This is a genomic window from Algoriphagus sp. 10J20-15, assembly GCF_055809615.1.
Map to the genome: position 1 here is coordinate 1 of NZ_JBVVUG010000021.1, position 24,892 is coordinate 24,892.

Below are 24,892 nucleotides of genomic sequence, written 5' to 3' on the forward strand. Positions count from 1 at the left end.
ACTGGAGTTGGGTTGAAAAAACGCAAGATTATTCGTAGGATCGAAGACAAAGCCATTTTCCCTATTGGGGATGTTTTGGAAGAAAGCTTAGGGAGTATCACAGAACGATTGGGTCTTAGTACCCCAATCCTTAATTTAAAAATTGCTGACCTCACTATTCAGCCTTCCGGATTTTACCCAATGGCGAAAGAATTGGTAATTCATATGAAAGCCAGTGGAGAAGTGGATGTGAAGTGGAAATGAGGTAGTATAGAACAGCGAAACTTGGATTCTCTGCCATGTTGACAGCTTTGATAATTGGAATAATAATAGGTGGGTTTCTGTAAATCAATACCAATGAAAACATTCCACAAGTTTTTCAGACCTGCCCGCTTATTATTTTGGGCCTTGATTGTGGCCTTCATGGTTGGCGTGCACAATTTCTCTAAGCAAGAAATGGACTCTGCCGATTCTATTGTGTCATCTATTCAAATGGACGAAGAGCAGGATGATTCTTCTCCAAAAGATTAGAAAAAGAGCCAAGACTCTTTATTCTAAAGTCTTGGCTCTTAAGTCTTGATTCTAACTTTACTTTTTCCCTTCAATAATCTTCGTCACTACATCAGGATCAAGCAGAGTGCTGGTGTCTCCCATATTATCAAGTGAGCCTTCAGCTACTTTACGAAGAATACGACGCATGATCTTACCTGATCTAGTCTTAGGCAAACCTGGGACAAGTTGGATTTTATCCGGCTTAGCAATTGGGCCGATGATCTTAGAAACCATTTCCTTGATCTCATTGATCAGATTATCCTCCGTACGATTAGTCAAATCAGCAATTACATAAGCATAGATTCCTTGACCTTTGACCTCATGTGGATAACCAACCACTGCGGATTCAATCACCTTTGGATGCTCATTAATCGCATTTTCCACTTCTGCAGTTCCCATTCTATGGCCAGACACATTGATCACATCGTCTACACGGCCAAGAATTCTATAATATCCGTCATGGTCACGTTTCACACCATCACCTGTGAAATACATTCCTTTGTAGGTAGAAAAATAAGTTTGCTTGCAACGCTCATGATCCCCGTATGTCGTACGAATCATGCCCGGCCATGGGAATTTAATGCAGAGATTGCCTTCCACAGAGTTTCCTGTCAGTTCATTTCCTTCTGGATCCACGATACAAAGCTGAACCCCCGGAAGTGGCAGCGTAGCGTAAGCTGGTTTGGTAGGAGTGATTCCAGCAATCGGCGAAACCATAATTCCTCCAGTTTCAGTTTGCCACCAAGTATCCACGATAGGACATTTATTTTTGCCGATATGTGTGTGATACCAATGCCAGGCTTCTTCATCGATCGGTTCACCTACTGAGCCCAAGACCTTCAAGGAGCTTAAATCATATTTCTGGATTGGCTCAGTTCCGTAGGCTTGGAGCGCTCTAATTGCCGTAGGAGCGGTATAGAAGACATTAACCTTATGCTTTTCCACCACCGCCCAGAATCTGCCTGCATCAGGAAAAGTCGGAACTCCTTCAAACATCAGCGTAGTAGCACCTGCCAAAAGTGGTCCGTAAACTATGTAGGAATGCCCAGTAATCCATCCTACATCTGCAGTACACCAATAAACATCACCCTCAGAATACTGGAAAACATTGTCAAAGGAATATTGGGAATACACCATGTATCCTCCTGTCGTGTGAACCACGCCTTTAGGCTTACCTGTAGATCCAGAAGTGTAGAGAATGAAAAGCATATCCTCGCTGTCCATTTCTTCAGCGACACATTCCTGAGACTCCTCGGCTATCACATCATGCCACCAGAAATCGCGACCCTCTTTCATGGTCACTTCTTGTTTGGTTCGCTCGTATACAATTACTGTTTCTATTGATGATTTCTCTAAAGCCTCATCAACGACTGCTTTTACAGCGATTTTCTTACTTCCGCGGAAATTTCCATCAGAAGTTAAAATTGCTTTTGCCTCGCAATCATTTACTCTATCTGCTAAAGCTGAACTGGAAAAACCAGCAAACACAACGGAGTGAATTGCACCTATTCTGGCACAGGCAAGCATTGCAATAGCTGCTTCCGGCACCATTGGCATGTAGATAATAACCTTATCCCCTTTACCTATTCCTTTCCTTTTCAGCGCATTTGCAAAGCGATTTACTTCATAAAAAAGCTCACGGTAAGTAAGCGTTCTTCCTGCTTCATTAGGGTCATTTGCTTCCCAGATGATTGCTGGGCGATCACCAATAGTAAACAGGTGACGTTCAAAAATATTTTCTGTGATGTTGAGTTTTGCATTCAAAAACCACTTTACATCAGGCTCGTCGAAGTTCCATTTCAATACCTTAGACCAGCGTTTTCTCCAGTGAAATGAATCTGCAATTCTAGCCCAAAACTCCTCAGGCTGGGTTACACTTTTTTGGTATTCGTAGAGGTACCCGCTGAGGGTATGAATTCTGTCACTCATGATAATCTTGGTTTATTGTTTTCAATTTCGGGTTAAATCTGCCCTAATTTAATGATCCTGCGCTTTACCAGCACCACGTGGAATCCTAATTTCCTCCACCATGTCCTGCACCTCCTGAGGTGGTGGTGGCGTCAAGTGGGAAATAATCCCACATACTAGAAAATTAAGAATCATACCTATAGATCCTATTCCTTCAGGAGATACTCCAAACCACCAATTATCCGCAGTATTCATCTCTGGGCTGATAAATTTGAAATAAACGATATAGGCAATTGTAAATACCAAGCCGGTAATCATTCCTGCGATAGCGCCTTCTTTGTTTATTCTCGTAGAGAAAATACCCATAATAATGACAGGAAAGAACGATGCAGCGGCCAAGCCAAAGGCAAAAGCAACCACTTGAGCGACAAACCCAGGAGGGTTTACTCCAAAATACCCCGCAAGAAGTACTGCTCCAGCAGCTGCAAATCGGGCAATTCTTAATTCTTTTTTATCTGAAATTTCAGGTTTGAACGTCTTAAATAAGTCTCTGGAAACAGAAGTAGAGATCACCAAAAGTAAGCCCGCAGCTGTAGAAAGTGCAGCTGCCATCGCTCCAGCAGCAACCAAACCAACCACCCAATTTGGCAGTTTGGCAATCTCTGGACTTGCCAGCACCATAATATCTCTATCAATCGTCAGCTCGTTTGCATCCGGATCTGCGACATATTGGACTTTCCCATCTCCATTCTTATCATCTACTTTGATCAGGTCTGTTTTTTGCCAAGTAGCAATCCACTCAGGAAGCTCAGAAATATTCTTCTCTGAAGTTGTTTCTATAGCATTATACATTCCAAATGCAGCTATCGCAGGAGCAGTGGTGTATAGAATAGCAATAAATACCAAAGCATAGCCCGCAGAAAGTCTTGCGTCTTTCACTCTAGGGACGGTGAAAAAGCGAACAATCACATGTGGCAAACCAGCCGTCCCCACCATCAAAGCCAACGTGATCATAAACATGTCCGTGATACTTTTCCTTCCGGAAGTATAAGCAGCAAAACCAAGCTCAGTGAGCACTCCATCTAATTTATCGAGAAGCGGAGTTCCATCTGCTACAGATCCTCCTAGACCAAGTTGAGGAATCGCATTTCCTGTCAGCTGCATGGAAATGAAAATCGCAGGTACCATGTACGCGAAGATCAACACGCAATACTGCGCTACTTGAGTATAAGTGATACCTTTCATTCCACCCAAAACAGCATAGAAGAAAACTATGCACATCCCGATGACCACACCCCATTCGATAGGAACTTCCAAGTATCTGGAAAATACGATTCCAACGCCTCGCATTTGCCCAGCTACATAAGTAAAAGAGATAAATAAGGCACAGATCACTGCAACCACTTTAGCAGTTTTAGAATAATACCGGTCTCCCACGAAGTCCGGAACGGTGAACTTGCCGAATTTCCGAAGATAAGGAGCGAGTAGAAGTGCAAGCAAAACGTAGCCACCAGTCCAGCCCATCAAATAAACCGAGCCATCATATCCCGCAAAGGAAATGATGCCGGCCATAGAGATAAAGGAAGCAGCAGACATCCAGTCCGCAGCAGTTGCCATACCGTTAGCCAAGGGAGAAACCCCGCCACCAGCAACATAGAATTCTTGGGTAGATCCAGCTCTAGACCAGATAGCAATGCCAATATAAAGTGCGAAAGATAAGCCTACTAGAATGTAGGTCCAGGTTAAAATTTCCATAGTTTGTCAGTTCAAAAAGTTATTCCTCGTCCACATCAAATTCCCTATCCAACCTGTTCATCCGAACTACATATACAAAAATCAGAATCACAAAAGCGAAAATTGACCCCTGCTGGGCAAACCAGAATCCAAGCTTGTATCCGCCAAGTCGAAATTCATTAAGTTCATTGACGAAAAGAATGCCGCAGCCGAAAGAAACGATAAACCAGACGAGTAAGAGTATAAAAAGGGTTTGGAGGTTTTTCCTCCAGTAAGCTTTCATTTTGTCATTATGTGTGGGCATATTTTGGGATTTAGGTTGAGAACGTAATAATCCCTTGAAACTAGTCAATGCAACCGTAGGAATGCAAACTGTTTTCTATGAAATATTCAAAAACTAACCGTATTGATAGAAAATAACTAAGTTTTGAAAAACTTAGCCGATACCATTATGGATTAATCCTTCAAAAATGAGTGCTGTAAAAAGCTAATCATTTCATAAAAAACTCTGACAGAATTGCCAGACCAGCAGCGAGAAAACTCACTAACAATTTGTTGAGCTGAAACTTGTGATGAGGGCTGCTTTCAAAAAAGATCGTGGTAGAAATATGCAAAAAACCACCTGCTACTAAACCGTATAAAATTCCTATTCCTTGCTTTTCGAGAATTCCACTTTCAAATAAAAATGAACTTGACATCATCCCAAGCGGAGAAGCCAAAGCAAAAAGCGTCAGTAATAGTAAAGTTGTCTTTTTACTTAAAGAACTGGAAAGTACCGCTGCCAATGCAAATGCCGCAGGTCCTTTGTGTAGAATTATCCCCAGTAACACCGTTTTGCTATTGTGCACATGGCCAAGGACATGCTCTCCTTGATCCATCAATTCTCCATGGGAAAGCAAAGTCCCCTCCAGAAAAGCATGAATAAACAAGCCTACCATAATGGTTGTCATCGCTTTGCTACCCTGATGCTCATGTGCGTGAATATGCCCATGCTCAACTCCACTGGACCAGAATTCCAGCAATTGCTGTAGCAAAAAACCGATCAGAATGTACAACCCCATTCTTTTACTGGAAAATCCACTGTCAAAGAGTTCGGGCAAAATATGGAGAATGGTAATCGCAAAGAGATAGGCGCCAGCAAATACCAGAACCAGACGAAAGTATTTCTCTCTGAAATTGGGAGCAAAAAGTACCAATGATCCGGCGATCATCGCTGTGAGAAATAAAAGTAAAAATTTGAATTCCATCGGCCTGAGTTACTTTTCTTTTTTCTGGTGAAAAGGAGAAAGTGATAACTCAGGCAAAGGTAATAAAATTCAATAATGTTGCATTTAAAATTAATTTTCCTGTACAAAAGACAAGAATGGCTTCAAGCTTTCACTTGCAAAAGTCTTAAATCCTCCTTGCCCATCATCGTAAATCAAGAATACTTCTATTTCACTAAGTGCAGAATCCAAGGCGATGGCTTTGTCTTTTCCCATCACCATCATTGCCGTAGCATAGGCATCTGCAGTCATGCAGTTATCGGCCAAAACAGTCGCACTGAGCAAAGTATGATTAACAGGATAACCTGTGGCAGGGTTGATGGTATGTGAGATTTTTACAGAATCACGCACATAGTAATTTCTATAGTTTCCCGAAGTAGCCATTCCACGATTTTGCAAAGCGATGATACTGATCAAGTCTGAGGCATTGGAGGATTCCTCTGGACGATTGACACCAACTTTCCAAAGCTCACCTTTTTCGTTTGTCCCATTTGCGACAAGCTCGCCTCCGATTTCCACGAGGTAATTTGATACTCCTTTATTTTTCAAAAAGTCAGCAACTACATCGGACCCATAACCTTTTGCGATAGCAGAAAAATCAAGGTAAATACCTGACACTTTTTTGCGAAGCTGCTTCTGATCAAATTCGATTTTAGAAAAGCCCACGGTCGCCAGCAAATTTTTAATATCCACGCTGTCCTTAAGTTCTGGTCCGCTTGGGCCAAAACCCCAGATGTTCACAAGAGGTCCTACCGTCGGATCAAAAGCTCCATTTGTGTTTTCGAAAACAACCTTAGATTCCTGCAAAACCGGGAGTAAATAGGGCAAGTTAAAATCGATAGTGTCTCCTAAATTGAACTTGCTTAGCTCAGAGTCCGGGATGTAAGTAGAAAGGCTTTGGTTGAAAACAATCAAAAGAGAATCAATTGAAGATTGTAAATCACGGCTTTCCTCATCCAGATAGGTGATGTTATAAGTTGTCCCCATGGTTTTACCCGAAATCGACATTTTCCCAGCAACCGCAACTATAGTTTCCGTCAATTCTGTATCGGTCTGGTCACGATTCCGCCATGAGTAAACCAGCATTATAGCAACTAGAAGAACAATGGAATAAATGATGTTTTTACGGGCGTTAGGGCGCATGAGCTTATGAATTTGAGGGCAAATTTAAGGCTTATTTTTGGGTTTCGCAGGAAAGCTAGCAATTCAAAAAGGGAGAAGAAGGCGTTCGTATTTTTCTATATTTGTGTGCGTACGGATAAACTATGAGAGAAGATTATTTAAGTGGCGATGACGAAAGTCTAAGCCCAAAAGACAAGGATTTCGAGAAAGCATTAAGACCCTTAAGCTTTGAGGATTTTACGGGACAGTTCAAGATCGTAGAGAATTTACGGGTATTTGTACTGGCGGCAAAAAACAGAAATGAGCCATTGGATCATGTGCTTTTGCATGGCCCTCCAGGCTTGGGCAAAACAACGCTGAGTCACATTATCGCAAATGAGCTGAATGCTGGCCTAAAAATCACTTCCGGGCCAGTGCTAGATAAACCTTCAGATCTCGCAGGTTTGCTGACCAATCTGGATGAAGGGGATGTCCTTTTTATAGATGAAATACACAGACTAAACCCTATTGTGGAAGAGTACTTGTACTCAGCGATGGAGGATTTCCGGATCGATATCATGCTGGATTCTGGCCCTAATGCACGTTCGGTACAGATCTCTCTAAGTCCATTTACGCTGATTGGAGCGACTACTCGCTCGGGATTGCTGACTTCTCCTCTTCGTGCGCGATTTGGGATCAATTCCCGATTGGAATATTACGATGCGAAATTATTGACAGATATCGTAACACGATCTGCAGGCATTTTGCAAACACCAATAGATGAAATCGCAGCTTATGAAATAGCCAGAAGGAGTCGGGGAACGCCAAGAATTGCGAACATGCTGCTTCGCAGAACACGTGATTTTGCAGAAGTAAAAGGAAACGGAACGATTACACTGGAGATTTCTAAAATCGCTTTGGATGCCTTGGATGTGGATGTAAATGGCTTGGACGAAATGGATAATCGAATTCTGCTGACTATAATCGAAAAATTCAAAGGCGGGCCGGTAGGCTTGAGTACTATTGCTACGGCATGTAGTGAGGAAGCTGAGACTATCGAGGAAGTATATGAGCCCTTTTTGATTCAGGAGGGTTATTTGAAAAGAACCGCCCGTGGTAGAATGGCAACTGAATTGGCTTATAAGCACTTGAAGATTAAACCAGCTCAGGGAATGGGCGGGTTGTTTGAGGGTATTTAAATATATAGAATTCAGTTTATAAGTAATATATTTGTAACTTATAAGTTACATTATTAATGAAGGTTAGAAAGGTCATCGCTTTTAAAAATTATTTTGAAGATTTTTTAAATTCTCAATCTCAAAAGGTTCAGGACAAAATCTTCAAAATTATTGAAGCAATTGAAACACTAGAACGCGTTCCTCAAAATTACCTTAAACCTATCGTTGGAACTGATGGCTTGTACGAAGCTAGAATTCAATTAGGTAGTAACATTTGGCGAGTTTTCTGCTTCTTCGATAACGGAAAATTGGTAGTTCTATTAAACGGATTCCAGAAAAAGACTCAAAAGACACCAAAACGAGAAGTTGAAAAAGCATTAAAATTAATGGCTGAATATTACAGACAAAAAGAAGATGATGGAAACTAAAAGTTGGAGAAATATTAAAGACGACGTTTATGGCATAAAAGGCACTGAACGACGTGATCAATTAGATCGAGATTTCGAAAGTTTTCAAATTGGTTTGCTACTCCGAAAAGCGCGAGAAGAAAGGAAATTGACTCAATCTGAACTTGCAGAACTCGTGGATAGAAAACGAGAATACATTTCAAGGATTGAAAATAATGGAAGCAATTTAACTTTAAAAACTTTATTTGACATCGTAGAAAAAGGACTAGGGGGAAAAGTCAAAATATCTATTGAGCTTTAGTATTAAAAGCCTAAAATTTCATCACCCCTCAATTATCCGATTCTTCACAGCTTTCTGAACCGCTTCGAGCTTGCTGTGAACCTGCAATTTCTGATAGATATTCTCCGTGTGCTTTCGAACTGTTTTCGGAGAAATAAACAAGTTTTCGCCGATCTGATTGTAATTGAGCCCCTTTGAAGTTTGTTCCAAGATCTCGATTTCTCGCGCCGTCAACTTGATCTCCTCCACCGGTTCTGAAAAATCCGGAGGGTTACGGAGAAGTTTTAAAGCCTTCATTGCTACTGAAGGTGTCATTGCAGCACCATCTTCTAAAGTATCTATGATCCCTTGATGAAGTGTTTTTGGATCCACCTCCTTCAAGAAATAGCCATTTGCTCCTGCTTGTATCGCTTTGAAAATATGCTCATCGTCATCGAAGACAGTCAACATGATCGTCTTGATCTGGGGATACTTCTGAGATACCTGAGCCACTGCCTCTATTCCATTCATTTTGGGCATCTCTATATCCATCAGAATCAAGTGAACATTGGAATCCTTTTCCAATTTTTCTAAGAGCTCGATCCCATTTACAGCGGAAAATTTCACTTCTAGCTCTTCAAAAAAAGACAGTTTATCCAAAATGGCCTTGAGTAAAAAACTGTTGTCTTCGGCTATGGCAATTTTTATAGGCATGTTAATTAGATTTAATAAGTCTCTAAAAGATACAAACTTGTGTGCCTTGACCAAGGGCAGATTCAATTTTCAATTCTCTCCCAATTCGCTCAGCACGATTGCGCATATTACCTAGGCCATTTCCAATCCCTGTCTGATCTATGCCTTTGCCATTATCTTCGATGCAAACTCGGATTTGCTCATTTTGCTTAGAAAAAACAATTTTAATTTGACTTGCTCCAGAGTGCTTGATGGCATTATTCAAAGCTTCCTGAGCCACGCGATAGTAATTCACTCCTTCCAAAGAATTAAGCAACAAGTCCATTTCTAAGTCATCAGGAATTTCCAGCTCAAAATTGATTTGAGGACAGGCAGACTTTGCTTTTGCGATCAAACCTGCTAATCTAGTCTGTAAATCACCCAAGCTGATATTATCCTTATTCATTGCCCAGATGGTATCACGGAGCTCATTAACCGTCTCCACTGTAAAGGCAGATATCTGGTCAATTTTCCCCGCCATTTTCTCCTTACTCAGCTCGAAGTATTTTAGATTGTCCAAGGAAGAAACTATGAAAGTCAACTGAGCTCCGATATTGTCATGAAGGTCTGAGGAAATCCTATTGCGCTGCTCATGAAGTTGCTTTTGAGTCTCTTGTTCGGCATAGATTTGCTGCAACTTGGCTTCCTGCTCCAAGTGCCTATTTTTGGTTTTTTGACGATAATAAATGAAAAATGCTACGCCTAGAATTATCAGTAGAAATACCACAAGTAGTAAAATCTGATTGTTCCTGTTTTTGACTAGTAACTCATTTTCTACCAATGCGGCGCGTGATTCGGCAAGCTCTCTTTCTTTGGTTTGAACCTGATACTTTGCCTCCAATTCTCCCAGCATTTTCACTCGCTCTTCCTTAAAGATGGAATCTTTCAACGTGGAATATTGCTCGAGGTAATCCATGGCACTTACTAGGTTTCCCTTAGCCTTATTGAATTGATATTGTTCCTCCAGATAATCCCTCATTTTCTCTGTGGATTGGGATTCTACCACATATTTGTAGGCAGAATCCATCATTACTTCTGCTGTCGCAAAATCCCGCTGCTTATAGGCAATTGTCGCCAAATTAGTATAGTTGGCTGCCAAACTGTATTGATCCTGATCTTTCTTGTTTAAACTGACAGCCGTCTGAATCCACTGGGCTGCTTCCTCGTATTTTTCCTGTTTCAATAAGGTATTTCCAATATTATTGAAAGTAAAAGTGATCCTGGAACTGTCCAGCTTCTCAATGTTATCAAAGATTTTGTAGTGATAAAAAAGCGCGGAATCAGGCTTGTCCCAGTCATCAAAATTAATGGCGATTGCATTAAGTGAAAACGCAACAAAAGTTGGGCTCCCATCACTATATTCTGTAAGCAATTCATGAGCTTTCTTTCCATACTCCACTCCTTTGGGGTAATCCTCCATATCATGATAGACCACAGAAATATCCAACAGGGCATAACCCATATAATTGCTATCCAATCCTACGGTGGCATTTTCCAGTCCTTTTTGAGAATAGAAAAGAGCTTGATCCCAGTTGCCTGAATTCGCTTCCAAACGATTCAGTCGGATGTAACACAAGCTGATCAAATCATTACTTTCTTTGGGGTCGAGAAGTGAAGCAGATTTCAAAAAAGTCTCATGTGCAAGTGTGTTCTCAAAAGCTCGATTATACTTTTCAGCAACAAAAAAATAGTAGATCCCGCTGTCGTTCGCCGAATGTAAATTCTCCTTTTCAAGTTCGAAAATGATATCTACAGAGTCTGGATTGGAATAAGTCCTACCAAGCCGATTCCTCAGGTCCTGAGAAAAAGCAGTTGAACAAATTAGAATAAAGAAGAGACTTAGGGTGTAAAGTCTTTGCATTTATCAGCGTTTATGACTGTTAAAATACAAAAAAATGCCGTTGGCCTACATAGGTCCCGCGGCATTTAAAGAAATATTTTTATCCTTACCCGTAGATTTCTTCTAAAATCTTCGCCAAGCGTATGCTTGCGGCAATTAATCTTTCTTCGATTACCTCTCGGGTATCGTACCCATAATTATAGGAAAGCTTCTTGCTTTCTGGAAGGTTGTAAACCATCGGTCTTAAGGAAACTGCCTCTGCAAGCCAGGTATCCATCCCAACTACGCGATATCCAGCAATCAAATCCTTATTAATCCGTCTAGAGAGTTCATCACCGATTTCGGTATAATTCATATTCCAGCCCTCAATTATACTGGAATCCCAAACTGCATGGAGATTCGTAGGTTTACCGAAATAATCAACCTTCACATCGTTTCCACCACGGTCTTCACCAGTTCCCACGTGTAACGGTTGGTGAATATCCTCTACCATATGAATGAGCATTTTAAGCATTTCAGCCTCCTTTTTCGGATCAAGACCACCAGCCTTCAGCTCTTGTTTAATTCGATTAATTTCGGCATAAACATTTCCACCTCTCTCCTGAATGGATTCATCATATTCCCCTGCGACACTAGTCATATAATGCCAGGAATTAGCATAATCAAAGGATCTGTCAGACTTAATCTCATCCATCCAAGTTCCGCTTCTGCCTATAGACATGGGGTATAGAACTTTCTCGACCTTCTTTCGAACAGATCTTTTCATCTGCTTTTCGGCCATATAGCCGATCAAATAGTGGCCCAACTGCCCCCAGGCAAAGCTTTGCGTAGCTATAAGTAAAACAAAAATTGCGGTAGCAAGGAATTTTTTCATTTTCGTCTAGGATGAGAAAGGCGAAGATACTTCAATAAAGAGAAATGAAGGTTATTGTAAGATTATGCTTTTTCAAGTTCTGAAACCGCCAAAAATGCCATCAATCCTGCACCTATCTCCAGTGCATCTTCATCAATATCAAATGTAGGAGTATGGACTCCTGAGGTAATTCCCTTGGACTCATTTCGCGTACCCAGTCTATAAAAACATCCTTCAATCTCTTGAGAATAAAAGGCAAAATCTTCCGCTGCCATCCAAATATCCAAATCCAGCACATTCTCTTCGCCCAGATATGCAATAGCCGCCTGATGAGATCTTTGTGTCAATTCTGGATCATTTTTCAAAAATGGATAACCTTTCTTAATCTCAAAGTCAACTTCTCCACCCATACCTTCCACGATTCCGTGAGCAATTGATAGCATTTTCTCATGAGCTTTAGCTCGCCATTCCTCGTCCAGAGTACGGAATGTCCCCTGAATTTTAACTTCATTAGGAATCACGTTGGTAGCACCAAGTGCCTCCACTCTTCCAAAAGAAAGAACAGAAGGGATTTTTGGACTAGCGGCTCGACTCACTACTTGCTGCAGCGCAACAATCATATGAGAAGCGATCAAAACTGGATCGATCAAGGTCTCAGGCATTGCCGCATGACCGCCTTTTCCCTTTACAGTCACATAGATTTCATCCGCACTAGCCATGTAAATTCCAGGTCGGAAGCCGACTTTGCCAACTTCTATAAAAGGCATCACATGCTGACCGATTATTCCATTTGGACGTGGATTCTCTAGTACTTTATCAGCAATCATCAAAGAAGCCCCGCCTGGAGCAACTTCTTCGCCTGGTTGAAAAATCAATTTGATTGTGCCCTCAAAGTCATCTTTGACTTCATTTAGGATTTTGGCAGCACCTAGTAAAGAGGCAGTGTGCGCATCATGACCACAGGCATGCATGACACCTGGGTTCTTAGATTTATAGGAAACATCGTTTGCCTCAATGATCGGCAGTGCGTCCATATCCGCTCGAAGAGCTATAACCCGTTTACTAGGGTTTTTGCCTTCAATCAATGCTGCCCACCCAGTATCCGCTTTGGATTCTATCGTGGTAATTCCGATTTCCTGAAGCTTTTCCTTTACAAAATTTGCCGTATTGAACTCTTGAAAAGAGAGTTCGGGATTTGCATGAAGATGACGACGGTTTGCAATTACTTCTTCTTTATAGGCCTTAGCCAGAGATTTAATTTTGTCCTTCAACATCTTCTTGATTGAGTTCGTTTAGCGTCTTGAATTCTTCACGCTGAAAGCGATCTTGAGTGGTTCTCGCTGTTGGGAATTGTGTTTTTACTTCTGCGAAGCTTTTTTGAGCCTCTATTTTGTGTGCATACTTTCCAACTTTCACCAAATATCTCGGCTGTTCGTATTGCATTTGTGGCGTCAGATCAGGAAAGTTCATGGTTAAATCATCACGGGTTTTGAAAGCTTTGTTGCGATCAATACCTGAATAAACCAAGACGGAATAGCCATTAAAGTATGGCTCAGAATCGACTCTTTTTACTTACCAAGCTTGCCTGAATCTGATCAAGTTGTTCATCGATCGCCTCAGTAGATTCTGCGGATTCGAAAGATGATTTGGAGCTCATTTGCGCACGGTAATCCGGGTATACCGGAAGAGAAGCAGTAAGGTTCTCCTGATAATTCGCATAGCTGGAGGCAGAACTAGACGTTTTGCTAGTGGTTTTACAACTCGCTAAAATCAATACCAATCCTAAAATCCAGAAAATTCTCATGCTTTGCTTAATTGTCGATGATTACACACTTTCCTTCCTGCACATCCTGTTCCACACTTTTATATTTCACGTCAGATTTGGTAGTTCCATTTGTGTATTGAACAGAAACTTTGTCATTTCTTCCGTAAGCTTTATCAGATTTTCTAGGAGCAACTACCTGCGGAGCTGGTCTTCCAGCATTTGATGCTGCGACTGCTGCTCGGTTTGCACCTGGGTTTAGAGTGCTTCCTGCCTCAGCTTTAGAAGCTTGTATTTGAGGTTCTGAAGTATGTTGAGGAGCTGCTGCATGCACATGATTTGGATCTTGCTTAGGCAAGTCTGCCCTAGTCAAGAATGTGGTCATGTCCTCATTCAGCTTACCGATGAAGCGTTTGAACATTTCAAATGCCTCGAACTTGTAGATCAACAGCGGATCTTTTTGCTCATAAACGGCATTTTGTACCGACTGCTTTAGATCATCCATATCTCTCAAATGCTCTTTCCAGTTTTGATGAATGATAGCAAGTGATACATTTTTCTCTATCGCTCGTACTAGCTCTCGACCTTCAGAGTTAATTGTCGCTTCAAGATTTGCAACTACTCCGATTTGTTTGATTCCATCAGAAATCGGAACCATAATATCTTTCACAGTAGCTCCTCTTTCCTCCTGCACTCTCTTGAAAATCGGAAGAGCTGTACTCATCATTGTTTCGCTTTTCTTCTGATATGCCTCAAAAGATGCAGTATATAGCTCTTGGGTCAATTGACCTGCGTCCTTGGTTTTGAGGTCATTTTCAGTGACATTATAATCTATACCCAAGGTAGTGAATACGTTCATTCTGAAATCCTCAGGATCTGCTGTTGATTTGCCCATATCCACTAAGCCTTCACATACATCATAGAGTACGTTCAGAATATCCAGCTCAAGTCTTTCTCCTTTCAGCGCATTTCTTCTTCTCTTGTAAACGACTTCACGCTGTGAGTTCATCACATCATCGTACTCAAGTAGTCTCTTTCTGGTGCCAAAGTTGTTTTCCTCCACCTTTCGTTGCGCACGTTCGATAGACTTGGAAATCATGCTGTGCTGAATCACTTCTCCTTCTTCAAGGCCCATTCTATCCATCAACTTTGCAATACGATCGGAACCAAATAGACGCATCAAGCTATCCTCTAGTGACACGAAGAATTGGGAAGAACCCACATCACCCTGACGTCCAGATCTACCTCTCAGCTGTCTATCAACACGACGGGATTCGTGGCGCTCTGTACCTATGATGGCCAAACCGCCAGCTTTTTTAGCTTCTGGAGAAAGCTTAATATCTGTACCACGTCCAGCCATGTTAGTTGCAATAGTTACCGTGCCCGCTTGACCGGCAATGGCAACCACATCAGCTTCTCGAGCGTGCTGCTTTGCATTCAATACCTGATGTGGAATCTTCTTTAAAGTAAGCATTCTACTCAGTACCTCTGAAATTTCTACCGAAGTGGTACCCACCAAAACAGGCCTTCCAGCTGCAACTAGCTCATTGATTTCGTCACCGACAGCGTTGAATTTCTCACGAACAGTCTTGTAGACTTTATCTTCTCGGTCAGCTCTGATAATCGGCTTATTGGTAGGTATTACTACTACATCCAATTTGTAAATTTCCCAGAATTCCCCAGCTTCCGTTTCCGCTGTACCAGTCATACCAGCCAGCTTATGGTACATTCTGAAATAGTTCTGAAGGGTAATGGTAGCGTAAGTCTGCGTGGCATCTTCCACCTTCACATTTTCCTTCGCTTCGATGGCCTGGTGTAATCCATCAGAATAACGACGACCTTCCATCACACGACCAGTCTGCTCATCTACGATCTTCACTTTTCCATCTACCAAGATGTACTCAGTATCCTTCTCAAACATACAGTATGCTTTAAGAAGTTGATTTACAGTATGGATTCGTTGTGCTTTTACGCTGTAATCTTTGATTGCCTCCTCTTTACGGACAAGCTTTTCGGTATCTGAAAGACCTTCTTCTTTCTCCAAATCAGCAATCACAATTCCGATATCAGGGAGTATGAAGAATTCTGTGTTTTCATTTTTAGTAGTCATCGTCTCGATACCACGATCTGTCAGATCGACTACGTTTGTTTTTTCATCTATAGTAAACAAAAGTGGCTCATCTGCCTCTGGCATTTGACGCTTATTGTCCTGTAGGTAATAATTTTCTGTCTTCTGTAGAATTACTCTAATGCCTGGTTCAGAAAGGTATTTGATCAATGGCTTATATTTTGGCATACCACGGAATGCACGGAATAAAGCCAAGCCTCCCTCTTTTTCATTGCCATCAGCAAGCATTTTCTTAGCCGAGGTCAAAAAGCCCTGAACCAACTTGCGTTGCTCATCAACAAGTGTAGCTACTCTTGGCTTCATGTCATCAAACTCGTGAACATCGCCTTTAGGCACAGGACCAGAAATAATCAATGGCGTTCTCGCATCATCAATCAAAACGGAATCGACCTCATCAATCATTGCAAAATGATGCTTGCCCTGAACCAAATCTCCGGCTTCACGAGCCATGTTGTCTCTCAGGTAGTCAAATCCAAATTCGTTATTGGTACCATAAACGATATCTGATTTATATGCCTTCTTTCGACCGGCTGAATTTGGAGTGAATTTATCAATACAATCCACCGTCAATCCGTGGAATTCAAAAAGTGGCGCATTCCATTCAGAGTCACGTTTTGCCAAATAATCGTTTACAGTAACAATGTGTACACCAAGTCCTGCAAGCGCATTCAGGTAAGCAGGTAGAGTCGAAACCAACGTTTTACCTTCACCTGTGGCCATTTCGGCAATTTTACCTTTGTGAAGCACCATACCACCGATCAGCTGAACATCGTAGTGAACCATGTCCCATACAACTTCAGAACCGGCGGCCATCCATCTATTATGCCAGATCGCCTCATCTCCTTGTATTTCTACATTCTGCTTACTTGCAGATAGCTCTCGATCACGGTCATTCGCTCTTACAACTAGCTTTCCGTTTTCTTTAAAACGTCTCGCTGTCTCTTTTACGACCGCGAAAGCTTTCGGCAAAACGTTATTTAAAACAACCTCAAGTGCTTCATTTCTTTCTTTTTCGACCTGATCGATCTGATTGAAAAGCTGATCCTTCTCATGAATAGCTTTCACAGGCAAGTCTTCTACCTTAGCTCTGATGCTACTGATTTTATCATCAAACTCCTTTAGGTGAGTGTTGATTTCAGCTTTAATTTCCTCCGTTTTAGCACGCAATTGGTCATCACTGAGGCTCTTTAATCCAGAAAAAACATCATTAATCTGCTTGACGATTGGGAGAAGTTCCTTAATATCTCTGTCGGACTTGGTTCCAAATACTTTTGCAAGTCCTTTTGCTATTATATCTAACATGCTAGCTTATTGTAATTCTACTTTGAGGCTCAAAATTAAGCCCTTTTTGTTATAATTGATAATAAAACGAGTTCATCTAAAGAGAACTCAAAAATTTGTCAAACACTTATTTTTCCGGCAAAAACCTGCTGAGCGGGCCCAATCAACCAGACTTCTCTGAAACTTTCATTTTCGGAAGCTTTAAATTTCACTGATAATTGACCGCCAAGGGTTTTTATTTTTATCTCGGCTGCTTGCTGGTTTTTTCCAAAGGCAATTGCAGCAGCAGTAACTCCAGTTCCACAAGAAAGCGTCTCGTCTTCAACGCCTCTTTCATACGTACGGACAAAGATTTCATCTTCACCTATTTTCTCCACGAAATTCACATTGGTGCCTGCTGGAGCATACATTTGATCGTAGCGTATGGTTTTACCTTCTGCGAAAATAGGATAGTTTTGAACATCATCTACAAAGCGAACATGGTGCGGAGAACCTGTATTAACAAAGAAATCTGCTCCTTTATTATCCACGCCTGCTACATCTCCCATCAACAGCTGCACCAAACCATCTATCAAAATCGCCTTATGAGCTCCATCGATGGCCAGGAAACTCGTCTTTTTATCCAAAATCCCTAGAAATGCGGAAAATGCAACTGCACATCGTGCACCATTGCCGCACATACTCTGGCTACCATCGGCATTGAAGTAGATCATTTCAAAATCATAATCTTTATGATTTCTGATCAAAATCAATCCATCAGCCCCGACTCCGAATCTTCTATCACAAAGCTTTGAGACTAGATTCAAATCAGAATCGTCAAATTTCTGGTCACGATCATCGATCATGACGAAGTCATTGCCGGTTCCTTGATATTTATAAAATGAGATTTCCATGGAAAATTATTGTGAATAGTGGGACAAAAACTCATCCAAGCCAATGTATCACCACAAACTTAAACATCTTGTCACAAAATCAGACTTATTGTCTGATTCTCAATTTTAAATAAGACAGAAAACTGTCTTAGCTAAATTCTTATTCTCCTGAGGGTAGTTAGAATTCGCAGGGCAAAAGTCCGGAAAACCGGTTCTTTTTTAGTTATTTCAGGCTTTCAATTATTACAAAATTATGCAAGATCCTAAGTCACTTACCTCTGTAGCTTTATTTCACGAAACTTTCAAACACCCGGTTTTACCATCTCCAACTATCCCTGAGAAAGTTAGATGTGATCTTAGGGTTTCTCTTTTGGCCGAGGAACTGAAAGAGCTGGAAGAGGCTATTGCAAACAATGACTTGGTCGAAGTGGCTGATGCGCTTTGTGACTTGCAATACGTATTGTCTGGGGCGATTTTGGAGTTTGGACTTGGCGAAAAATTCAAAACGCTCTTCGACGAAGTACAACGCTCTAATATGAGTAAAGCTTGTAAAACAGAAGAAGAAGCCAAAGCAACTGTGGCGCACTACAATGCAAAAGGGACAGAATGCTTCTATGAAAAAGAAGGAGATTTATTCTTAGTGTTCAGGGAAGGCGATAGAAAAACACTGAAATCAGTAGCTTATTCTCCAGCAGATTTAGCTGGAATTATCAAATCATAAGGAATTAGGGACGGAGGTTTTCAACTCCTTACCCTGATAATTCTTCAATTCTATAATTCGGGCCGGCATATTAAAGCCGGCCTTTTCTAATGCGGTCAACACCATCAAAATCGCGCTGCTTTTAACAATAGCGTCAGATATCGCTCGATCAAATGTGTTAACCCAAAAAGTTACCTGAATATTCAGTGTGCTTTCTGCCATCTCGGTTACCCACACTGAAGGTAATTTGGAACTATCCAACACGCCAGGCACCTCTACGATTGCGGACTTGATCACTTCAATAGCGGCATAATAATCCGAGCCGTAATCCAATCCCACGATAAAATCATAGCGAAGAAACCCATCTATGGTAAAATTGATCAATGGATTTTTCAGGATTATCCCATTTGGAATAAAAACATCTTTTCCGTCGCCAGTTTTAATCTGAGTATCCCGAAGATTCAAAGTCAGCACCTGACCTCTCATCCCGTTAATATCAACGATATCACCTACCCGAAATGGTCTTTTGAAAGCCAGAATAATTCCTGCCAAGAAATTTTCTCCAATATCTTTTAATGCAAAACCTATGATAAAGGCAGAAATCCCAGCACCTGCCAACATTCCTGAGATGACACCTGTCAACCCAATAATCCTAAAGACGACCAGCAAGCCAATCAGAATCACAATAGAGCCAAAAATTCCCGCTAGAAAGTTCGCAAGCAGATCGTCATCCATTCGCTTTACCAATCTTCTACTTAAAAGCGTTCTTGATTTCCTGCGAGTAAAAAGGAAAATCAGAAAAGTGGCAAGAGCGATTCCTCCTATAATCAGCCAATGCTTTACAGTAGGCCAATCAGTAGACAAAAATTCTAATTCTTTCATAGGTCTCAAAATACGAAAAATGGCCGTGCTTGGTAAAATTATTACAATTCATTTATATCAATCTTAAAAAGTAAAAGTGATCTGAAATGGATAATCGTGTTAAACCAAAAAAGCTCAGAAGCCAGATTATTCTGAAGACTCTGCGTCAATTGAAACAAATCCTTTATAAACAAAAAGCCCCACATTTCTGTGAGGCTTATGTACCAGGAGCGGGAATCGAACCCGCACGGCCTTACGGCCACAAGATTTTAAGTCTTGCGTGTCTACCTATTCCACCATCCCGGCTTCACTCCAGCTTTTTGGAGCTACTGTTTTCTTGAAACAAGAAAGCCCTTGAATCAAGGGCTTTTTGAGCGGGAGACGAGATTCGAACTCGCGACCCCGACCTTGGCAAGGTCGTGCTCTACCAGCTGAGCTACTCTCGCGTTGTTAACTGAAACGTGATCCAGTTGAATTGTGGATGCAAAGGTAAGCGTCATTAATAAAATCGCAAGCATTCATTCGTTATTTTTTTCACACATTCTAAAAAAACTGGAGTTTACCGTTGATTTACAGACAAGTATCAAAATGGATAACTAGATAATATTTTTACCATTTCTCCCAAATTTCGGGCATTGAGCTTTTTAAGGATGTTTTTCCGATGAGTCCCTACAGTATTCACTGAAATATTTAAGTGTGCAGCAATTTCCTTGGACTTTTTACCATCCAGAATCAGATCAACAATTTCCTTTTCCTTTTTGGTGAGAGAAACCACACGGCTATTTGGAGAGTTTTTACTCACAAATACTCTAGTTTCATCTGCTTTTTGGTAGGAATAATTCCAATCGTACCCACCAGATTTAGGTGGATTGTGCATTTGCACTATGATATGCAAGTCCATCGCAAAATTCCCCGCTGAATCAATTAAATAAGGTCTTACTTTTCCCAGCATCCAAGAAATGGCTTTCGTCTTTCGATGAACCCAACGCGTGGTGTATGAAAACTCAAAGGTATGCTTCTCAGCCAAAGTGAGTTGATGGAAGTTATCGAAAACAATTTTCTGAAAGCGGAAAAGCTCCTCTCTATCTTCAGGATGTATCATTGCAAAGGAAGTTTCCATTCCTTGCGAACGAAACATAGCTGCTGGATAGCCTGTCAACTCCTCTACATTGCCCGTGAAAAAAGCCAAACTCAATTTTCTATAGTCAAAGCAGGCAATCGTAAGACCTTCCTGCATGCCAATATTCTGGCTCAATTGCTCGAGTTGCTCCATTTTATGGTCTTCTTCTGGATGGTCTTGAAACTCCTGCTCTTTCCACTCCTGAAAAAATTGAGTGTATTTATTTTGCTTCCGCAAATCTTTTAGCAATACTTTATCCATGAAAAAATCATTTTATTTTTCAGATAAGACACGAAAACAAACATCTTATGTTTCAATTTTCTTTTTGATCTCATGCAATTTTAAGAGTGCTTCAATCGGAGAAATTGCGTTAATATCTATTCCCTCAATCAGCTCTTTTGCTTCCTTCATCTTTGGATCCATCTCGAACATGCTTAGCTGATAATTATTTTTAGGAATGGATTTAACATTTTCCTTTTGCTCCGCCATAGCCTTGTCCTTCTCCAAGTGCGACATAATCTCAGCTGCCCTCAACACTATAGGATTAGGCATTCCCGCCATTTGGGCCACATGGATACCAAAGCTGTGCTCGCTACCTCCTTGTTTCAGTTTACGCATGAAAATCACCTTGTTTCCAACTTCCTTTACCGAGACATTGAAATTCTTGATTTTGGGGAAGTCAGAAGCCAATTGATTTAATTCATGGTAATGCGTTGCAAAAAGTGTCTTTGCCCGGAAGGTAGGGTGGTTGTGCAAGTACTCCACGATAGACCAAGCAATGGAAATCCCATCGTAAGTTGACGTTCCCCTTCCGATTTCATCCATCAGAACCAGACTTCTATCTGATAGATTATTTAGAATACTTGCCGTCTCGGTCATCTCCACCATAAAGGTCGATTCTCCCTTAGAGAGATTATCCGATGCACCTACACGCGTAAAAACCTTATCGATAATACCTATTCTCGCGAAGGACGCAGGTACAAAACTACCCATTTGAGCCATCAGCACTGTGAGAGCCGTTTGACGCAACAGAGCGGATTTACCAGCCATATTAGGACCTGTGATAATCATGATCTGCTGAGAATCATGATCCAGATAAATGTCGTTCGGAACGTAATTTTCGCCTGGAGGCAGCTGTTTTTCAATTACTGGATGACGGCCATCTTTGATTTCAAGTGTTTCTGTTTCGGAAATTTTTGGTCTGCAATACCCGTTGGAAAGTGCAACTTGGGCAAAGGAAAGTAACACATCCAGTGTTCCTAGCACTCGAGCATTCTGTTGAATTTGCGTTACATATTGAGCGGTCTCTTGTACCAATGCCAAGAAAAATCGCTGCTCAATCGCAATCATTTTATCTTCTGCATTCAGGATCTTGTCCTCGTATTCTTTCAATTCTGGAAGTGATGTATCGCTCCGCATTCACTAGCGTTTGCTTACGAATCCACTCCGCAGGAACTTTGTCTTTGTGAGCGTTACTAACTTCCAGGGAATACCCAAAAACCTTGTTGAAAGCAATTTTCAAAGAAGTAATTCCTGTTTTCTGAACTTCCCGCTGCTGGATTTGCACCAAAAAATCCTTACCTGTATTCGCTAGACCTCTATATTCATCTAATTCCGAATCTACACCGTCATTAATTATTCCACCTTGGTGAGTGAGCATGGGCGCATCTTCCTTGAGCTCTGTATTAATCTTTTCCAGTAAGAACTCACAAGGGTGCAGCTGATCCGAAAGCCTTTTTAGGGTAGGGTTCTTTTGGTTTTTTAGAAGCTCTTTGATCGGCTGAATGTTAATCAGCGCACGTTTGATCTGATTGATCTCACGGGGATTTGCACGACCTACAACTACCTTAGAAATCAATCGCTCCAGATCGCCGATATGCTTTAGTGGATCGACCATTTCTTCTATCAGAGCAGAATTTTGGTAGAAAAATTCGACTACGTTCTGACGCTCCACGATGGCTGCTTTCTCCTTTAGCGGTAGCACCATCCATTTTTTCATCATTCTAGAGCCCATGGGCGTCACCGTCTGATCCAGGATATTGATCAAAGGAATACCGCCTTCGTGCTGAGGGAAAACCAATTCTAGGTTTCGAATGGTGAATTTGTCCAGCCAGACATATTTTTCTTCTGCTATTCTTGAAATCGAAGAAATATGCTGAATCTCCTTGTGCTCAGTTTCTTCCAGATAATACAAAATCGCACCCGCTGCTACGATCCCCATTTCCAGCTCTTCTACACCAAACCCTTTAAGGTTAGCAGTGCCAAAATGTGTCTTTAGTTTTTCATACGTGAAGTCATATTGATACACCCAATCCTCACAGTGAAATGTGATAAAATCATTCTTTAATAGGTCTGAAGCAGCTTTTTTAGCAGTTTTGGAAAATATAATTTCTGCTGGAGCAAAGCTTTGTATCAGTTTTTCTAGATAAGAAGCAGAGCCTTCCGCACACATAAATTCACCCGTAGAAAGATCCAGAAATGCGATTCCATGCTTGTCCTTTCCAAAATAAATTGAAGCGAGGTAATTGTTTTTTTTTCGTGTCTCTAACACCTGGTCATTAAATGAAAGACCTGGTGTCACCAATTCTGTAACTCCACGCTTCACGATTCCTTTTACCGACTTTGGATCTTCGAGCTGATCACAGATAGCGACACGATTTCCTGCACGGACTAATTTCGGTAGATACGTATCCAAAGAATGGTGAGGAAAACCAGCAAGCTCAATATGAGATGCGGAACCGTTAGCTCTTTTGGTCAACACGATATCCAGAATTTTGCTGGCACGAACGGCATCTTCACCGAAAGTCTCATAAAAATCCCCAACCCGAAACAGCAATAACGCACCAGGATGCTTGGCTTTGATCGCATTGTACTGCTTCATTAAAGGCGTTTCTTTGCCGTCTTTAGACTTACTCATGGGGTATGCTTACTTTTGTACGTAATTTCGAAAATTCACTCTGGGAATAAAGTCGAAAAATAAGCCATTCATAAAGCAGAACAAAAAAGCATGAAAAAATTAAGACATGGAAGAGCTCGAAAGAGTATCAGTCGAGGAGTTTAAAGAAATGGATAAATCGCCTATTGTGCTCGTTTTGGACAATGTTCGCAGCTTAAATAACGTGGGTTCTGCTTTCAGAACAGGAGATGCATTTGGTGTAGAAAAAATTTACCTCTGCGGAATTACCGGTACTCCACCTCATCGTGATATTCAGAAAACTGCTTTGGGTGCAACCGAATCAGTGGAATGGGAATATTGTCTCAATACTATGCTGGCAATGGATAAATTAAAATCTGAAGGCTATCAAATATGTGCACTTGAACAAGTAGATCGCTCGGTGATGTTGAATGAATTTATTCCCGAAAAAGGAAAAAAATACGCGTTGGTGTTCGGAAATGAGGTTTTTGGGGTAGAAGAAGAAGTGCTTAATGCATGTGATGCGGTGTTGGAAATCCCACAATTGGGTACTAAGCACTCTTTGAATATTTCCGTTTCGCTAGGAATAGCGGTTTGGGATTTGATGGTGTAAATGGAGCAGTTTTAGTTTTTGCTGAAACGGTATCGAATACCAAAGGACCCTCGGAATAAGGAATCATCACTAAAACCTAAAATTGGAGCTCCTTCTATATGGAAGCCAAAGTCCTTTTGATCGAAAGGATAAATATTTAACCCCACAGGAATTACTATTCCATCAAAACTTCCAACTCTAAAACCAGCTCCTCCATAAAATTCAAAATTATCTTTCTTTTTAAAAATGTAGTTTGCTACAAGTTCTGCTGAAAGATCTTCAATATATTGATCAGTCCCCAATCTAAATTCAGGTATAAATTTCTCACCAAATTGGTAATTAACTCCTAAAAAAGGGAGGTTGCTTTGGTGGAAAGTAATGGTAGTTTGTGAAAATGCGACCGATGAAAATAGGCAAAAGCAGGCAATGAGTACAATTTTTTTCATTTGCTTAAAATTAAGTTGTCTAAAATCCAAGATCGCTGAGTTTTACATGCGTTTTGATCATGTTTGAACTGGCTTTAGCTACCAGCTTACCTGAATCTTTAGTGATTACGGCTTCCCAATGATTTAAGTTTGCACCAGAACGAATTAATTTGGCAGAAACTTCAAGTTTTTCACCAATTCTTGCAGATGACAAGAAATCAACGTTCAGATTGATACTGGTCATCAAAAATTCAGAACCCGCAGCAAAGTTTGCCATTCCGATCACGTCATCCATCATCAACGAAGCTACACCACCGTGAAGAATTCTTGGCAGGGTTACTCATTGCTGCAGTGACCGTGTAAGTAGATCTTTGATATAATCCTTTTCAATTTCCAGAAGCGATTCCTCCAAGCCAGTTTCCAGAGGTG

At 41.1% G+C, this 24,892-nt stretch carries 24 protein-coding genes, 2 tRNA genes and 1 pseudogene; 7 read left to right on the forward strand and 20 right to left on the reverse strand.

Translation table 11 applies throughout. The features are described from left to right. The coding region (locus tag AC0L6R_RS08820) for a DUF4403 family protein (RefSeq protein ID WP_473270859.1) at nt 1–243 on the forward strand (243 nt) is incomplete at its 5' end. A 93-nt stretch (nt 244–336) separates the two neighbouring features. Further along, a complete protein-coding gene (locus tag AC0L6R_RS08825; protein ID WP_473270861.1) occupies nt 337–510 on the forward strand; it encodes a hypothetical protein in 174 nt (57 codons plus the stop codon). 57 nt (nt 511–567) lie between these two features. Here the strand turns inward: AC0L6R_RS08825 and acs are convergent, their stop codons facing one another. The 5 genes from acs to AC0L6R_RS08850 form a co-directional block, all read right to left on the reverse strand. After that, complete coding sequence (acs, locus tag AC0L6R_RS08830; RefSeq protein ID WP_473270862.1) at nt 568–2,460, reverse strand: acetate--CoA ligase; 1,893 nt, start codon at nt 2,458–2,460, stop codon at nt 568–570. A 48-nt stretch (nt 2,461–2,508) separates the two neighbouring features. Then, on the reverse strand, nt 2,509–4,194 hold the full coding sequence (locus tag AC0L6R_RS08835; protein ID WP_473270863.1) for a sodium:solute symporter family protein: 1,686 nt from the start codon (nt 4,192–4,194) through the stop codon (nt 2,509–2,511). Nucleotides 4,195–4,213: 19 nt separating this feature from the next. After that, the gene (locus tag AC0L6R_RS08840) at nt 4,214–4,477 is read right to left on the reverse strand and encodes a DUF4212 domain-containing protein (protein ID WP_283411972.1); all 264 of its coding nucleotides are present in this window, start codon (nt 4,475–4,477) and stop codon (nt 4,214–4,216) included. A 187-nt stretch (nt 4,478–4,664) separates the two neighbouring features. Continuing rightward, nucleotides 4,665–5,420 carry a ZIP family metal transporter gene (locus AC0L6R_RS08845; RefSeq protein WP_473270864.1) on the reverse strand — a complete coding sequence of 252 codons (756 nt, stop codon included), beginning with the start codon at nt 5,418–5,420 and terminating at the stop codon, nt 4,665–4,667. Nucleotides 5,421–5,510: 90 nt separating this feature from the next. Further along, nucleotides 5,511–6,581 (reverse strand): FAD:protein FMN transferase, encoded by a 1,071-nt coding sequence (locus tag AC0L6R_RS08850; protein WP_473270866.1) that lies wholly within the window; start codon nt 6,579–6,581, stop codon nt 5,511–5,513. A 122-nt stretch (nt 6,582–6,703) separates the two neighbouring features. Between AC0L6R_RS08850 and ruvB the strand changes: the two genes are divergently transcribed. From ruvB to AC0L6R_RS08865, 3 genes are read left to right on the forward strand one after another with little or no spacing between them, the layout of a single operon-like run. Next, complete coding sequence (gene ruvB, locus AC0L6R_RS08855) at nt 6,704–7,738, forward strand: Holliday junction branch migration DNA helicase RuvB (RefSeq protein ID WP_473270867.1); 1,035 nt, start codon at nt 6,704–6,706, stop codon at nt 7,736–7,738. A 56-nt stretch (nt 7,739–7,794) separates the two neighbouring features. Further along, nucleotides 7,795–8,145, forward strand: a complete 351-nt coding sequence (locus AC0L6R_RS08860; protein ID WP_473270868.1) for a type II toxin-antitoxin system RelE/ParE family toxin — start codon at nt 7,795–7,797, stop codon at nt 8,143–8,145. Beyond that, nucleotides 8,135–8,425, forward strand: a complete 291-nt coding sequence (locus AC0L6R_RS08865; RefSeq protein ID WP_473270869.1) for a helix-turn-helix domain-containing protein — start codon at nt 8,135–8,137, stop codon at nt 8,423–8,425. The genes AC0L6R_RS08860 and AC0L6R_RS08865 overlap by 11 nt, the downstream gene beginning before the upstream one ends. Before the next feature lie 21 nt (nt 8,426–8,446). Here the strand turns inward: AC0L6R_RS08865 and AC0L6R_RS08870 are convergent, their stop codons facing one another. The 8 genes from AC0L6R_RS08870 to dapF form a co-directional block, all read right to left on the reverse strand. Next, entirely contained in the window at nt 8,447–9,097 is a 651-nt protein-coding gene (locus AC0L6R_RS08870) for a response regulator (RefSeq protein WP_473270870.1), read from the reverse strand. A 22-nt stretch (nt 9,098–9,119) separates the two neighbouring features. Beyond that, complete coding sequence (locus tag AC0L6R_RS08875) at nt 9,120–10,976, reverse strand: tetratricopeptide repeat-containing sensor histidine kinase (RefSeq protein ID WP_473270871.1); 1,857 nt, start codon at nt 10,974–10,976, stop codon at nt 9,120–9,122. 85 nt (nt 10,977–11,061) lie between these two features. Further along, a complete protein-coding gene (locus tag AC0L6R_RS08880) occupies nt 11,062–11,829 on the reverse strand; it encodes a S1/P1 nuclease (RefSeq protein WP_473270872.1) in 768 nt (255 codons plus the stop codon). Between the two features lie 62 nt (nt 11,830–11,891). Beyond that, a complete protein-coding gene (locus tag AC0L6R_RS08885; protein WP_473270873.1) occupies nt 11,892–13,082 on the reverse strand; it encodes a M20 metallopeptidase family protein in 1,191 nt (396 codons plus the stop codon). Next, on the reverse strand, nt 13,063–13,278 hold the full coding sequence (locus tag AC0L6R_RS08890) for a hypothetical protein (protein ID WP_473270874.1): 216 nt from the start codon (nt 13,276–13,278) through the stop codon (nt 13,063–13,065). The genes AC0L6R_RS08885 and AC0L6R_RS08890 overlap by 20 nt, the downstream gene beginning before the upstream one ends. An 82-nt stretch (nt 13,279–13,360) precedes the next feature. Then, the gene (locus tag AC0L6R_RS08895) at nt 13,361–13,612 is read right to left on the reverse strand and encodes a hypothetical protein (protein WP_473270875.1); all 252 of its coding nucleotides are present in this window, start codon (nt 13,610–13,612) and stop codon (nt 13,361–13,363) included. Nucleotides 13,613–13,619: 7 nt separating this feature from the next. Beyond that, nucleotides 13,620–17,000 carry a preprotein translocase subunit SecA gene (secA, locus tag AC0L6R_RS08900; protein ID WP_473270876.1) on the reverse strand — a complete coding sequence of 1,127 codons (3,381 nt, stop codon included), beginning with the start codon at nt 16,998–17,000 and terminating at the stop codon, nt 13,620–13,622. A 98-nt stretch (nt 17,001–17,098) separates the two neighbouring features. Beyond that, complete coding sequence (dapF, locus tag AC0L6R_RS08905; RefSeq protein ID WP_283411962.1) at nt 17,099–17,872, reverse strand: diaminopimelate epimerase; 774 nt, start codon at nt 17,870–17,872, stop codon at nt 17,099–17,101. 232 nt (nt 17,873–18,104) lie between these two features. Here dapF and AC0L6R_RS08910 point away from each other — a divergent pair, with 232 nt between their 5' ends. After that, a complete protein-coding gene (locus AC0L6R_RS08910; protein ID WP_283411961.1) occupies nt 18,105–18,572 on the forward strand; it encodes a pyrophosphohydrolase domain-containing protein in 468 nt (155 codons plus the stop codon). Here the strand turns inward: AC0L6R_RS08910 and AC0L6R_RS08915 are convergent. The 5 genes and pseudogenes from AC0L6R_RS08915 to mutS form a co-directional block, all read right to left on the reverse strand. Next, a complete protein-coding gene (locus AC0L6R_RS08915) occupies nt 18,567–19,433 on the reverse strand; it encodes a mechanosensitive ion channel family protein (RefSeq protein WP_473270878.1) in 867 nt (288 codons plus the stop codon). The genes AC0L6R_RS08910 and AC0L6R_RS08915 overlap by 6 nt on opposite strands. Before the next feature lie 201 nt (nt 19,434–19,634). Further along, a tRNA-Leu gene (locus AC0L6R_RS08920) sits at nt 19,635–19,718 on the reverse strand. 67 nt (nt 19,719–19,785) lie between these two features. Next, nucleotides 19,786–19,858: transfer RNA gene (locus AC0L6R_RS08925), tRNA-Gly, on the reverse strand. 137 nt (nt 19,859–19,995) lie between these two features. Beyond that, nucleotides 19,996–20,793, reverse strand: a complete 798-nt coding sequence (locus AC0L6R_RS08930; protein ID WP_473270879.1) for a LuxR C-terminal-related transcriptional regulator — start codon at nt 20,791–20,793, stop codon at nt 19,996–19,998. 45 nt (nt 20,794–20,838) lie between these two features. After that, nucleotides 20,839–23,449 (reverse strand): annotated as a pseudogene (mutS, locus tag AC0L6R_RS08935) (DNA mismatch repair protein MutS). A gap of 106 nt (nt 23,450–23,555) precedes the next feature. Here mutS and AC0L6R_RS08940 point away from each other — a divergent pair. After that, the gene (locus AC0L6R_RS08940; RefSeq protein ID WP_473270880.1) at nt 23,556–24,059 is read left to right on the forward strand and encodes an RNA methyltransferase; all 504 of its coding nucleotides are present in this window, start codon (nt 23,556–23,558) and stop codon (nt 24,057–24,059) included. 11 nt (nt 24,060–24,070) lie between these two features. Here AC0L6R_RS08940 and AC0L6R_RS08945 read toward each other — a convergent pair whose 3' ends face one another. Together AC0L6R_RS08945 and AC0L6R_RS08950 are read right to left on the reverse strand one after the other, a co-directional pair. After that, nucleotides 24,071–24,484 carry a hypothetical protein gene (locus tag AC0L6R_RS08945; RefSeq protein ID WP_473270881.1) on the reverse strand — a complete coding sequence of 138 codons (414 nt, stop codon included), beginning with the start codon at nt 24,482–24,484 and terminating at the stop codon, nt 24,071–24,073. Nucleotides 24,485–24,503: 19 nt separating this feature from the next. Continuing rightward, on the reverse strand, nt 24,504–24,797 hold the full coding sequence (locus AC0L6R_RS08950) for a PaaI family thioesterase (RefSeq protein WP_473270882.1): 294 nt from the start codon (nt 24,795–24,797) through the stop codon (nt 24,504–24,506). Nucleotides 24,798–24,892: the final 95 nt, after the last annotated feature.

Excerpts from the sequence above, each read along its gene's own strand:
- AC0L6R_RS08825 (WP_473270861.1), top strand. The coding sequence starts at position 337 with ATGAAAACATTCCACAAGTTTTTCAGACCTGCCCGCTTATTATTTTGG.
- acs (WP_473270862.1), bottom strand. The coding sequence starts at position 2,460 with ATGAGTGACAGAATTCATACCCTCAGCGGGTACCTCTACGAATACCAA.
- AC0L6R_RS08835 (WP_473270863.1), bottom strand. The coding sequence starts at position 4,194 with ATGGAAATTTTAACCTGGACCTACATTCTAGTAGGCTTATCTTTCGCA.
- AC0L6R_RS08840 (WP_283411972.1), bottom strand. The coding sequence starts at position 4,477 with ATGCCCACACATAATGACAAAATGAAAGCTTACTGGAGGAAAAACCTC.
- AC0L6R_RS08845 (WP_473270864.1), bottom strand. The coding sequence starts at position 5,420 with ATGGAATTCAAATTTTTACTTTTATTTCTCACAGCGATGATCGCCGGA.
- AC0L6R_RS08850 (WP_473270866.1), bottom strand. The coding sequence starts at position 6,581 with ATGCGCCCTAACGCCCGTAAAAACATCATTTATTCCATTGTTCTTCTA.
- ruvB (WP_473270867.1), top strand. The coding sequence starts at position 6,704 with ATGAGAGAAGATTATTTAAGTGGCGATGACGAAAGTCTAAGCCCAAAA.
- AC0L6R_RS08860 (WP_473270868.1), top strand. The coding sequence starts at position 7,795 with ATGAAGGTTAGAAAGGTCATCGCTTTTAAAAATTATTTTGAAGATTTT.
- AC0L6R_RS08865 (WP_473270869.1), top strand. The coding sequence starts at position 8,135 with ATGGAAACTAAAAGTTGGAGAAATATTAAAGACGACGTTTATGGCATA.
- AC0L6R_RS08870 (WP_473270870.1), bottom strand. The coding sequence starts at position 9,097 with ATGCCTATAAAAATTGCCATAGCCGAAGACAACAGTTTTTTACTCAAG.
- AC0L6R_RS08875 (WP_473270871.1), bottom strand. The coding sequence starts at position 10,976 with ATGCAAAGACTTTACACCCTAAGTCTCTTCTTTATTCTAATTTGTTCA.
- AC0L6R_RS08880 (WP_473270872.1), bottom strand. The coding sequence starts at position 11,829 with ATGAAAAAATTCCTTGCTACCGCAATTTTTGTTTTACTTATAGCTACG.
- AC0L6R_RS08885 (WP_473270873.1), bottom strand. The coding sequence starts at position 13,082 with ATGTTGAAGGACAAAATTAAATCTCTGGCTAAGGCCTATAAAGAAGAA.
- AC0L6R_RS08890 (WP_473270874.1), bottom strand. The coding sequence starts at position 13,278 with ATGAACTTTCCTGATCTGACGCCACAAATGCAATACGAACAGCCGAGA.
- AC0L6R_RS08895 (WP_473270875.1), bottom strand. The coding sequence starts at position 13,612 with ATGAGAATTTTCTGGATTTTAGGATTGGTATTGATTTTAGCGAGTTGT.
- secA (WP_473270876.1), bottom strand. The coding sequence starts at position 17,000 with ATGTTAGATATAATAGCAAAAGGACTTGCAAAAGTATTTGGAACCAAG.
- dapF (WP_283411962.1), bottom strand. The coding sequence starts at position 17,872 with ATGGAAATCTCATTTTATAAATATCAAGGAACCGGCAATGACTTCGTC.
- AC0L6R_RS08910 (WP_283411961.1), top strand. The coding sequence starts at position 18,105 with ATGCAAGATCCTAAGTCACTTACCTCTGTAGCTTTATTTCACGAAACT.
- AC0L6R_RS08915 (WP_473270878.1), bottom strand. The coding sequence starts at position 19,433 with ATGAAAGAATTAGAATTTTTGTCTACTGATTGGCCTACTGTAAAGCAT.
- AC0L6R_RS08930 (WP_473270879.1), bottom strand. The coding sequence starts at position 20,793 with ATGGATAAAGTATTGCTAAAAGATTTGCGGAAGCAAAATAAATACACT.
- AC0L6R_RS08940 (WP_473270880.1), top strand. The coding sequence starts at position 23,556 with ATGGAAGAGCTCGAAAGAGTATCAGTCGAGGAGTTTAAAGAAATGGAT.
- AC0L6R_RS08945 (WP_473270881.1), bottom strand. The coding sequence starts at position 24,484 with ATGAAAAAAATTGTACTCATTGCCTGCTTTTGCCTATTTTCATCGGTC.